This window comes from Jatrophihabitans sp., from assembly GCF_036389215.1.
Taxonomy (GTDB): domain Bacteria; phylum Actinomycetota; class Actinomycetes; order Mycobacteriales; family Jatrophihabitantaceae; genus Jatrophihabitans_A.
In genome coordinates this window covers 1-11,045 of sequence record NZ_DASVQG010000103.1, presented here as the reverse complement: position 1 = coordinate 11,045, position 11,045 = coordinate 1, and the positions used below count along the sequence as shown (strand labels likewise).

The 11,045-nt window shown below is 70.0% G+C and carries 10 protein-coding genes and 1 pseudogene; 10 read left to right on the top strand and 1 reads right to left on the bottom strand.

The window, feature by feature from the left end:
- Positions 1-1,782, top strand: a 1,782-nt coding sequence (locus tag VF542_RS04870; RefSeq protein ID WP_408650582.1) for a RelA/SpoT family protein, incomplete at its 5' end; no start/stop codon positions are given.
- A gap of 67 nt (positions 1,783-1,849) precedes the next feature.
- Here VF542_RS04870 and VF542_RS04865 read toward each other — a convergent pair.
- Complete coding sequence (locus tag VF542_RS04865; RefSeq protein WP_408650581.1) at positions 1,850-2,737, bottom strand: peptidylprolyl isomerase; 888 nt, start codon at positions 2,735-2,737, stop codon at positions 1,850-1,852.
- A gap of 253 nt (positions 2,738-2,990) precedes the next feature.
- Here VF542_RS04865 and VF542_RS04860 point away from each other — a divergent pair, with 253 nt between their 5' ends.
- The 9 genes and pseudogenes from VF542_RS04860 to VF542_RS04820 form a co-directional block, all read left to right on the top strand.
- Positions 2,991-3,683, top strand: coding sequence for an MBL fold metallo-hydrolase (locus tag VF542_RS04860; RefSeq protein ID WP_408650580.1), 693 nt, complete (start codon positions 2,991-2,993; stop codon positions 3,681-3,683).
- Positions 3,680-5,122 carry a histidine--tRNA ligase gene (hisS, locus tag VF542_RS04855; RefSeq protein WP_408650579.1) on the top strand — a complete coding sequence of 481 codons (1,443 nt, stop codon included), beginning with the start codon at positions 3,680-3,682 and terminating at the stop codon, positions 5,120-5,122. The genes VF542_RS04860 and hisS overlap by 4 nt, the downstream gene beginning before the upstream one ends.
- Before the next feature lie 64 nt (positions 5,123-5,186).
- Positions 5,187-6,983 carry an aspartate--tRNA ligase gene (gene aspS, locus VF542_RS04850; RefSeq protein ID WP_408650578.1) on the top strand — a complete coding sequence of 599 codons (1,797 nt, stop codon included), beginning with the start codon at positions 5,187-5,189 and terminating at the stop codon, positions 6,981-6,983.
- Positions 6,976-8,328 (top strand): adenosylmethionine--8-amino-7-oxononanoate transaminase, encoded by a 1,353-nt coding sequence (locus VF542_RS04845; protein ID WP_408650577.1) that lies wholly within the window; start codon positions 6,976-6,978, stop codon positions 8,326-8,328. The genes aspS and VF542_RS04845 overlap by 8 nt, the downstream gene beginning before the upstream one ends.
- Entirely contained in the window at positions 8,325-8,465 is a 141-nt protein-coding gene (locus VF542_RS04840; RefSeq protein ID WP_408650576.1) for a hypothetical protein, read from the top strand. The genes VF542_RS04845 and VF542_RS04840 overlap by 4 nt, the downstream gene beginning before the upstream one ends.
- A gap of 97 nt (positions 8,466-8,562) precedes the next feature.
- Positions 8,563-9,429 (top strand): ATP-dependent dethiobiotin synthetase BioD, encoded by an 867-nt coding sequence (gene bioD / locus VF542_RS04835; RefSeq protein ID WP_408650575.1) that lies wholly within the window; start codon positions 8,563-8,565, stop codon positions 9,427-9,429.
- Positions 9,426-10,433 (top strand): biotin synthase BioB, encoded by a 1,008-nt coding sequence (bioB, locus tag VF542_RS04830; protein ID WP_408650574.1) that lies wholly within the window; start codon positions 9,426-9,428, stop codon positions 10,431-10,433. The genes bioD and bioB overlap by 4 nt, the downstream gene beginning before the upstream one ends.
- A gap of 7 nt (positions 10,434-10,440) precedes the next feature.
- Positions 10,441-10,644 (top strand): hypothetical protein, encoded by a 204-nt coding sequence (locus tag VF542_RS04825; RefSeq protein WP_408650573.1) that lies wholly within the window; start codon positions 10,441-10,443, stop codon positions 10,642-10,644.
- A 218-nt stretch (positions 10,645-10,862) separates the two neighbouring features.
- Positions 10,863-11,045, top strand: a pseudogene (locus tag VF542_RS04820) (hypothetical protein); the annotation flags it as partial.

Here is an 11,045-nt window from a genome sequence, read left to right as displayed (position 1 = left end):
CGGCTGCACAACATGCGCACGCTGCGGTTCCTGCCGCCGGTCAAGCAGGAGCGCAAGGCCCGCGAGACGCTGGAGGTGCTCGCCCCGCTGGCCCACCGGCTGGGCATGAACACCGTCAAGTGGGAGCTGGAGGACCTGGCGTTCGCCACCCTCTACCCCAAGCGGTACGACGAGATCGTCCGGCTGGTCGCTGACCGGGCGCCGCAGCGCGACGTCTACCTCAACGACGTCATCGAACGGGTCAACCGCGACCTCAAGGCCGGCGGCATCCGGGCGCACGTCTACGGACGTCCCAAGCACTACTACTCGATCTACCAGAAGATGATCGTGCGGGGCCGGGAGTTCACCGACATCTATGACCTGGTGGGCATCCGGGTGCTGGTCGACACCGAGCGTGACTGCTATGGCGCCCTCGGGGTGATCCACGCGAACTGGCAGCCGGTGCCGGGCCGGTTCAAGGACTTCATCGCGACGCCGAAGTTCAACATGTACCAGTCGCTGCACACCACCGTGATCGGTCCGGGTGGCAAGCCGGTCGAGCTGCAGATCCGCACCCACGCCATGCACCGCACCGCGGAGTTCGGGATCGCGGCGCACTGGAAGTACAAGGAGGTCGGCACCGTCACCGCGACGCCGGCCGCGGTCAGCGATGAGATGGTGTGGCTGCGCCAGCTGATGGACTGGCAGCGCGAGGCGCAGGAGCCCGGTGAGTTCCTGGACACCCTGCGCTTCGACCTGGGTGCCCGCGAGGTGTACGTGTTCACGCCGAAGGGCGACGTGATCCCGCTGCCGGCCGGGTCCACGCCGGTCGACCTCGCCTACGCCGTGCACACCGATGTCGGGCACCGCTGCATCGGCGCCCGGGTCAACGGCAAGCTGGTGGCCCTGGAGACCAAGCTGGACCACGGCGACACCGTCGAGGTGTTCACCGCCAAGTCCGAGACCGCCGGGCCGTCCCGGGACTGGCTGACCTTCGTCGCCTCGCCCCGGGCCAAGACCAAGATCCGGCAGTGGTTCGCCAAGGAACGCCGCGAGGACGCGGTGGAGGCCGGCAAGACCGCGCTCACCCGGGCGATGCGCAAGTCCTCGCTGCCGATGCAGCGGCTGCTCGGCGGTGACCAGCTGGTGACCATCGCCCGCGACATGCACCTGACCGACGTGACGGCGCTCTACGTGGCCATCGGGGAGAACCACGTCTCGGCCCAGTCGATCGTGCAGAAGCTGGTCGCCTCGCTCGGCGGGGTCGAGGGTGCCACGGAGGACCTGGCCGAGACTGCCATCCCGATGCAGAGCACCAAGACCACCACGACGCCGCGGCGGTCCGGCGGGGACGCGGGCGTGATGGTCTCGGGCATGAGCGATGTCTGGGTCAAGCTGGCCCGCTGCTGCACCCCGGTGCCCGGCGATGAGATCCTCGGATTCATCACCCGCGGCGGCGGGGTGTCGGTGCACCGGCGAAGCTGCACGAACGCCGGCTCCCTGGAGGAGCAGAAGGACCGGCTGGTCGACGTCGAATGGGCACCCTCGGCGGACTCGGTCTTCGTCGTCTCGATCCAGGTCGAGGCGCTGGACCGGCACCGGCTGCTCTCCGACGTCTCCCGGGTCCTCTCCGACGAGCGGGTGAACATCCTGTCCGCCTCGGTGGCGACCAACCGGGACCGGGTGGCGGTGTCGCGGTTCACCTTCGAGCTGGCCGAGGCCAAGCACCTGGACAACCTGCTGCGCACCGTGCGCGGCGTCGAGGGCGTCTACGACGTCTACCGGGTGCACGCCGCCAACTGAGGCGACCCGGTTCGAAACTGACCTGCTCGGCGAACGCCGGAACGCGCTGAGCGGGTCAGCCGGCAGGCTAGGCCTTGATCCGCACCGTCTTGAACCACAGCGGCACGTTCGGCTTGCCGCCGCCAGCCTTGTTGGAGCCGTCGTCGCCGCCGGTCGCCACCTTCTTCAGGATGTCCAGGCCACCGGTGACATGGCCGATCACGCTGTAGTTCTTGCCCAGCGAGCCGTTGCTGTCCTTGGTGATGAAGAAGAACTGGCTGCCGTTGGTGTTGGGCCCGGCGTTGGCCATCGCCAGGGTGCCCTCGGTGTAGCTGACCTTGGTGAGGCCCTCGTCCTTCGTGGTGTAGGTGGGGCCGCCCGCCGTGGTGCCGGACGGGTCACCGCACTGCACGACGAAGATGCCGGAGTTCACCGAGCGCGGGCAGGCGGTGTTGTCGTAGAAGTTCTTGCTGATCAGGTACTTGATGCTCTGCACGTTGCAGGGCGCCGAGGCGCCGTCCAGGGTCACCGTGATGGTGCCCTGGTTGGTGGCGAACACCGCGGTCGAGTTCGAGGTCGGGGTGGGCTTGGGGTCCGGCGGCAGCCCGACGTCGAAGAGGTTGCCGGAGCTCAGCTTGGTGGCGTCCTCGGCATAGGCACAGGGGCCGCTGGTCTTCTTCGGCGCCCGGGCCGCGATCGGGCTGGGCTTCCGGCTCGGCAGCGGCGAACCCGACGCCGAGGGCGAGGCGCTGCTGGACGGTGCGGTGGAACTGGCCGCCGGGTCGGCGGTGCTGCTCTTGTTGTCGTCGGAGACCATCACCACGGTGACGATCACCACCGCGAACAGCACCAGGACGCCCACCACCGTGCCGATCAGGTTGAGCTTGCGGCGGCGCACTTCCCGCTGCTGCCGGCGGACCAGCTGCCGCTCCAGGTGACGGCGGGCCTGGTCACGGCGCTGCTTGCTGTTGGGCACTGGCGGTCCTCCCGATGCGGCGCAGGGTGTTCTGCGTCCGGTGCTGAACGGCAACTCGAGGGCGAATTGTAGAGAACGAGGTTGAGTATCCGGCTGTGAACCCGCTGAGCGGTGTCGCCCTGCCGTCGGGAGCCGTGGCCGGAACCGGCCTGGGTAGGCTCGGATCGGGGCCAAAGTGGGGCATCGACAGCTAGATCGCCTCGCCGGACCGCATTCCCCAAAGACCGTTCGAGAAGATGCCGGAGAGCCAGCTGTGCTGATTGAGGGCTTCCCCGCCCAGGTGGCCGGGACCAACTGCTTCGTGGTCGCTCCCGGCCCTGGGGAACAGTGCGTGATCATCGACCCGGGCGTGGGGATCAGCGGCCAGTTGAACGAGATCGTCGCCGAGCACCGGCTGCACCCGGTGGCGGTGCTGCTCACGCACGGGCACCTCGACCACACCTTCTCGGTGCTGCCGGTCTGCCAGGCCCGCGACGTGCCCGCCTACATCCACCAGCAGGATCGCTCGGCACTGGCCGATCCCTGGACCTTCCACGGGCTGCGGCCCGGCGAACCGATCTTCGGCGCGTCCGGGCTGACCTTCGCCGAGCCGGAGGACGTCCGTGAGCTGCGCGACAACGGCACGCTGGAGCTGGCCGGCCTGGAACTGACCGTCCGGCATGCGCCCGGGCACACCCGCGGCTCCGTGGTGTTCAGCCTCGACCTGAGCGCCGCCGGTGAATCGGCCGGGGAGCACAGCGACGTGCTGTTCTCCGGTGACGTGCTGTTCGCCGGCTCCATCGGCCGGGTCGACCTGCCCGGTGGGTCGATGGCGGAGATGTCACGGTCGCTGCAGACGGTGATCCTGTCGATGGCCGATGAAGTAATAGTTTGTCCGGGCCACGGCCCGCAGACCACCATAGGTCGCGAACGGATGACCAACCCCTTCCTGAGGAACCTGATGTGACTGTTGCCAAGCCGACCCCGCTGAGCGGGTTTCCCGAGCTGCTGCCCACCGAGCGCTTCGTCGAGCTTCGGGTGCTCGACAGCTTGCGGGCCAGCTTCGAGCTGCACGGCTTCGCACCGGTCGAGACCCGCGCCGCGGAGCCGCTGGAGCAGCTGCTGCGCAAGGGCGAGATCGACAAGGAGGTCTACCTGCTGCGGCGCCTGCAAGCGGGGCAGCACGACACCCCTGCCGATGCCGGGCGTGGCGACGCCAAGCCTGCCGATGCCGAGCGTGGCGATGCCACACCTGCTGATGCCGAGCGCGGCCAGAACTCCTCGGACGCCTCCATGCTGGGCCTGCACTTCGATCTCACCGTGCCGTTCGCCCGCTACGTCCTGGAGAACGCCGGGAGGCTGGAGTTCCCGTTCCGGCGGTACCAGATCCAGAAGGTGTGGCGCGGCGAGCGGCCGCAGGAGGGCCGGTACCGGGAGTTCACCCAGGCCGACATCGACGTGGTGGCCCGCGACGTGCTGCCCTTCCACCACGACGTCGAGGTGGCCCGGGTGATGGCCGAGGCGCTGTCGAGGCTGCCGGTTCCGGCGCTGAAGCTGCAGGTGAACAACCGCAAGCTGATCGAGGGTTTCTTCCTCGGAGTCGGCGCGCCGGACGTACCCGCCGTGATGCGGGTGATCGACAAGATCGACAAGGTGCCGGCCGAGATCATCGCCACCATGCTGGAGTCCGAGGCCGGCCTGAACCCGCGCCAGGCCGGGCTGTGCCTCGCGCTGGCCGACATCCGGGCCTCGGACAGCTCCTTCGTCGAGCGGGTCCGGGCGCTCGGGATCAGGCACGACCTGCTCGAGGAGGGCCTGGCCGAGCTCGCCGCGGTGATCGACGGGTGCGCGCCCCTGGGCACCGACCGGTTCCAGGTGGAGGCCGACCTGCGGATCGCCCGGGGCCTGGACTACTACACCGGAACCGTCTTCGAGACCCGGATGGCGGGCTTCGAGAGCCTGGGCTCGATCTGTTCGGGCGGGCGGTACGACTCCCTCGCCAACGACGGGCGGACCAGCTATCCCGGTGTCGGCATCTCCCTCGGCGTCACCCGGATGCTGCTGCCGCTGTTCAACCGCAAGAAGCTCACCGCCAGCCGGTCGGTGCCCTCGGCGGTTCTGGTCGCCCTGCCGGACGAGGGCTCGCGCGCCGGCTGCGATGCCATCGCCGCCCAGCTGCGGGCCAACGGCATCGCCACCGAGGTGGCACCGGCTGCCCAGCGCTACGGCAAGCAGATCCGGTACGCCGAACGCCGCGGCATCCCGTTCGTCTGGTTCCCGGCCGGGCCCGACAATCCGCACGAGGTCAAGGACATCCGGACCGGCGAGCAGCAGCTGGCCGATCCGGCGACCTGGCTGCCGCCGGCCGAGGACCTGCGCCCCCAGGTGGTGCGGCCCGAAGCCTGAGGCCGGACGGCCCGGCCGTACCCGCGTGAAAGACTTGGCTTCTACGAATCGAGAGGAACTTGCTGTGCTGCGCACGCATCAGGCCGGGACGCTGAGAGCGAACCAGGCAGGGGAGACCGTCACCCTGGCGGGCTGGGTCGCCAGTCGCCGCGATCATGGCGGCGTCGCGTTCATCGACCTGCGCGACGCCTCGGGGGTCGTCCAGGTGGTCCTGCGGGACGACGAGATCGCCCACAACCTGCGCAACGAGTGGTGCGTCCAGGTCACCGGCCCCGTGCGGGAGCGGCTGGAAGGGCGGGTCAACCCCAACCTGGCCACCGGCGAGGTCGAGGTCATCGCCGAGCAGCTCGTGGTGCTCAGCGAGTCAGCCGTGCTGCCGTTCCAGATCGACGAGCACACCGAGGTCGGCGAGGAGGCGCGGCTGAAGTACCGCTACCTGGACTTGAGACGCCCCGCTCCGGCAGCGGCGATCCGGCTGCGCAGCAAGGTCAACCGGGCGGCTCGCGAGGTGCTGTACCGCCACGACTTCGTCGAGATCGAGACCCCGACGCTGACCCGGTCCACCCCAGAAGGCGCCCGGGACTTCCTGGTGCCGGCCCGGTTGCAGCCCGGTAGCTGGTACGCGCTGCCGCAGTCGCCGCAGCTGTTCAAGCAGCTGCTGATGGTGGGCGGCATGGAACGCTACTTCCAGATCGCGCGCTGCTACCGCGACGAGGACTTCCGGGCCGACCGGCAGCCGGAGTTCACCCAGCTCGACATCGAGATGAGCTTCGTCGAGCAGGATGACGTGCTCGCCCTTTCCGAGGAGGTCCTGCGCGCGCTGTGGGCCTTGATCGGCTACGACGTGCCGGCCGAGATCCCCCGCCACACCTACACCGAGGTGATGGACCGCTACGGTTCCGACAAGCCCGACCTGCGTTTCGGGCTGGAGCTGACCGACTGCACCGGCTACTTCGCCGACACGCCGTTCCGGGTGTTCCAGGCGCCCTATGTCGGGGCGGTGGTGATGGCCGGTGGCGCCTCCCAGCCGCGCCGCCAGCTCGATGCCTGGCAGGAGTGGGCCAAGCAGCGAGGTGCCCGCGGCCTGGCCTACGTGCTGGTCGGAGCCGACGGTGAGCTGAGCGGCCCGGTGGCGAAGAACCTGTCGGAGTCCGAGCGGGCGGGTCTGGCCAAGTTCGTCGGCGCCCAGCCCGGGGACTGCGTGTTCTTCGCCGCCGGAACCCGCAAGAGCACCCAGTCGCTGCTGGGCGCGGCCCGGCTGGAGATCGGCCGGCGGTTGGGCTTGATCGACGAGAGTGCCTGGTCGTTCCTCTGGGTGGTCGACGCGCCGCTGTTCGAACCCAGCTCCGAGGCCACCGCCAGCGGTGACGTCGCGGTCGGCTCGGGTGCCTGGACCGCGGTGCACCACGCGTTCACCAGCCCCAAGAGGGAGTTCCTCGACAGCTTCGACACCGACCCGGGCAACGCGTTGGCCTACGCCTACGACATCGTCTGCAACGGCAACGAGATCGGCGGCGGCTCGATCCGTATCCACCGCCGCGACATCCAGGAACGGGTCTTCAAGATGATGGGCCTGGACGAGGAGCAGGCGAGGGAGAAGTTCGGGTTCCTGCTCGACGCCTTCGCCTACGGAGCGCCGCCGCACGGGGGGATCGCCTTCGGCTGGGACCGGATCTGCGCGCTGCTGTCGGGCACCGACTCGATCCGCGACGTGATCGCGTTCCCCAAGACCGGGGGCGGGTATGACCCGTTGACCGAGGCGCCGGCGCCGATCACCCCGGAGCAGCGCCGGGAAGCGGGCGTGGACGCGACCCCGAAGACTCCGTCGGCGACCGAGACGTTCCAGACCAGGGGTGAGTGACCCGGCTCGTCCGCCTGAGGCTGGGTGGGCGCCTGACCCGGCTGGGTCGGCGACCTCGGCCGAGTTGCTGGCCGCCGACCGGGCGCACGTCTGGCACCCGTACGGGCCGATGCCGGGGCGCGCCGAGCCATTGCTGGTGCGTTCGGCGTCCGGAGTCCGGCTGCGGTTGGCCGACGGCCGGGAGCTGATCGACGGCATGTCCTCGTGGTGGGCGGCGATCCACGGCTACCGGCACCCGGTGCTGGACGCGGCCGCGCACCGGCAACTGGACTCGATGAGCCATGTGATGTTCGGCGGCCTGACCCACGAACCGGCCATCGAGCTGGCCCGCCTGCTGGTGGCCGTCACCGCCGAGCCGCTGCGGCACGTGTTCTTCTCCGATTCGGGTTCGGTGGCGGTGGAGGTCGCGGCGAAGATGGCGCTGCAGTTCTGGGCGTCGGCCGGCCGGCCGGGCAAGCACCGGTTGATCACCTGGCGCGGTGGCTACCACGGTGACACGCTGCACCCGATGAGCGTCTGTGATCCGGTGGGCGGCATGCACTCGTCGTGGCAGCCGGTCCTGCCCGCGCAGGTCTTCGTGGACGAGCCGCCGGCCGGTTTCGAGGCCGAGCCGGACCCGGCCTACCTGCGGCAGTGGGAGCAGGCACTGGCCGAGCACGCCGACTCGCTGGCGGCGATCATCGTCGAACCGGTCGTCCAGGGAGCCGGCGGGATGCGGTTCTCCAGCCCGGCCTACCTGAGGGCGCTGCGGGAACTGGCCGACCGGCATTCGGTGTTGCTGATCTTCGACGAGATCGCGACCGGTTTCGGCCGTACCGGCGCGCTGTTCGCCGCCGACCATGCCGAGGTGGCCCCCGACATCTGCTGCCTGGGCAAGGCGATGACCGGCGGGTACCTGTCGATGGCGGCCACGCTGTGCACCACCGAGGTGGCCGAGCAGATCTCCCGCGGTCCGGTGCCGGTGCTCGCGCACGGACCGACGTTCATGGCCAACCCGCTGGCCGCCGCCATCTCACGGGCCTCGATCGAGCTGCTGCTCTCCCAGGACTGGCAGGCCTCGGTGGCGCGGATCGAGGCGGGACTGCGCGGCGGCCTCGCCCCGATCAGGGCGCTGCCGGGCGTTCGCGACGTCCGGGTGCTGGGCGCGATCGGCGTGGTGCAGCTGGCCGGCGACGTCGAGGTGGCGGCAGCCACCGCCGCGGCCGCCGCCCGGGGGGTGTGGCTGCGGCCGTTCCGGGACCTGATCTACACCATGCCGGCGTACCTGATCGGCGATGAGGACCTGGCCACGGTCTGCGCGGCGATGCAGGCCGCGGTGGTCGCGGCTGGCCCGGTGCGGGGATGACGACAGCCGGGACGGCGGGTGCCTGGCACGGCGGCGGGTGCCTGGCACGCGGCGGGTGCCTGGCACGGCGGCGGGTGCCTGGCACGGCGGCGGTGCCTGGCACGGCGGCGGTGCCGGCCGGCAGCGAGCTGACGTAGCGTTGGCGCCCATGTTCCTCACCGCACCGGATCGCATCCGCTGGACGGGTCCACCCGGCCGGCGGTTCTGTCGGACCTGGCAGGCAGTGTCGCCGTCATGAACATCGTCGTGGTCACCGGTACCGGAACCGGAGTGGGCAAGACCGTGACCACCGCGGCGCTGGCCGCCTGCGCGCTGGGGGCCGGGCAGCGGGTGGCGGTGGTCAAGCCGGTGCAGACCGGGGTGTCGCCGGGTGAGCCGGCTGACCTGGCCGAGGTAAGCCGGCTCACCGGCCTCACCGATCTGCACGAGTACGCCCGCTACCCCGAGCCGCTGGCACCGGCGACGGCGGCTCGCCGGTTGGGCGAGAGCGGTCCGGACCTGGCCGAGTTGGCCGTCCGGGTAGCGGGGTTGGCCGATCGGGACCTGGTGATCATCGAGGGCGCGGGCGGGGTGCTGGTCCGGTTCAACGACCGCGGCGAGGGCATCTGCGAGCTTGCCGGCGCTGTCCGGCAGCTGGCGTCCGCGGAGGACGGCGGCGCTGCTGGTTTCCAGGCTCCTGGTGTTGAGGCTCCCGGTTTCGAGACTCCCGGGTTCGAGGCTCCTGGGTTCAAGACTCCCGGTGCCGAGGCTCCTCGGTTCGAGGTGGTGCTTGTCACGACCGCGTCGTTGGGTTGCCTGCACCATGCGGCGGCCTCGGCCGACGCCCTCAGGAAGCGTGGCTGGGGGCCGCACCATCTGGTGGTGGGCGACTGGCCGGCCCAGCCGGGGCTGGCCGAGCGCTGCAATCTGGTGGACCTGCCCTCCTACACGGGCACGCCGCTGCACGGGGTGATCGGCCACGGCGCCGGCGGGCTGGAGCGCGCGGCCTTCACCGAGGTCGCCCTCCGATCGCTGCCGCCGGTGCTCGGGGGCAGCTTCGATGCCGCGGACTTCGTCCGCCGCCATGCCGCGCCAGAACCGATGAGAGTGAGTAGCCGATGACCGCGATCGAGACCCCCGTGCTGAGCCGTGCCCGCAGCCAGGTGTTGGACGCCGGGATCGGCCTGGGCGAGGCCGAGCTGGTCGAGGTGCTCCGGCTGCCCGACGACCAGCTGGAGCCGCTGCTGACGCTGGCACACGAGGTGCGGATGCGCTGGTGCGGGCCGGAGGTGGAGGTGGAGGGCATCATCAGCCTCAAGACCGGCGGTTGCCCCGAGGACTGTCACTTCTGCTCGCAGTCGGGCCAGTTCTCCTCACCGGTCCGCTCGGCCTGGCTGGACGTGCCGAGCCTGGTGGAGGCGGCCAAGCAGACAGCCAAGACCGGTGCGACCGAATTCTGCATCGTGGCGGCGGTGCGGGGGCCCGACCAGCGGCTGATGAGCCAGGTGGCCGAGGGTGTCAAGGCCATCCGCGCCGAGGTGGACATCCAGATCGCCTGCTCGCTGGGCATGCTCGACCAGGCTCAGGTGGACCAGTTGGTGGCGATCGGGGTGCATCGCTACAACCACAACCTCGAGACGGCCCGCTCGTACTTCGACCGGGTGGTCACCACCCATACCTGGCAGGAGCGGGTTCAGACACTTCGGCTGGTGGCTGCCGCGGGGCTGGAAGTGTGCTGCGGCGGCATCATCGGTATGGGCGAGAGCCTGGAGCAGCGCGCGGAGTTCGCGGTGCAGCTGGCTGACCTCCGGCCGGACGAGGTGCCGATGAACTTCCTCAATCCGCGACCGGGTACGCCGTTCGCCGGCCTGCCGGTGCTGGCCGGCAGGGACGCGCTGCGGACCATCGCGGCCTTTCGGCTGGCGATGCCGCGCACCATCCTGCGGTTCGCCGGCGGGCGGGAGCTGACCCTCGGCGATCTGGGTGCCCGGCAGGGAATGCTCGGCGGCATCAACGCGGTCATCGTCGGCAATTACCTGACCACGCTGGGGCGGCCGGCGCAGTCCGATATCGAGCTGCTCGCCGAGTTGAAGATGCCGATCAAGGCATTGTCGACGACGTTGTAGGCCGCAGATGGCTGACACAGCACCGTATTGCGGCCAGTGCGGCAAGCCGATCGACCGTGCGCTTGCTGACGGTACGCATCTGGCCTGCATCGATCGAGCCGCGCTTGAACCGCCGCGCTTCTGCCCGCGCTGCGCTCGACGGATGGTGGTGCAGGTCGATCCGATGGGCTGGCGTGCGGTGTGCTCGCGGCACGGCGAGCGACTCGGCTGAACACCGTTCCAGCTGGCCGGCTTGCATTAGTTCGATCGAGAATCATGGTGGTGCAGGTCGGTCCGAGGGGCTGGCGTGCGGTGTGCTCGCGGCACGGCGAGCGACGCGGCTGAACACCGTTCCAGCTGGCCGGCTTGCCTTAGTTCGATCGAGAATCACCTTTCCACATAAGGCATTCTTCGCGATCACAGTCCACTCGGCATGCTAGACTCGATAGTATGTTCGACACCCTGGATGCGGAGCTCGCGGCGTGGCTGGCTGACGTCCCGGAGCCGGAGTGGGCCGAGCATCCGGTGTATTCGGCGATGCTCCCCGCCTCCGAACGGCTCGGGCAGCTGGTGCGACTGGCCCCATCGGCGAGGCCGACCGGTGAGCTGGCCTCGCTGGACCCGCGGGGGTTG

What these genes read in the sequence shown, in the direction of transcription:
- VF542_RS04840 (WP_408650576.1), top strand. Translation starts at nt 8,325, where the DNA reads ATGACGACAGCCGGGACGGCGGGTGCCTGGCACGGCGGCGGGTGCCTG.
- bioD (WP_408650575.1), top strand. Translation starts at nt 8,563, where the DNA reads ATGAACATCGTCGTGGTCACCGGTACCGGAACCGGAGTGGGCAAGACC.
- bioB (WP_408650574.1), top strand. Translation starts at nt 9,426, where the DNA reads ATGACCGCGATCGAGACCCCCGTGCTGAGCCGTGCCCGCAGCCAGGTG.
- VF542_RS04825 (WP_408650573.1), top strand. Translation starts at nt 10,441, where the DNA reads ATGGCTGACACAGCACCGTATTGCGGCCAGTGCGGCAAGCCGATCGAC.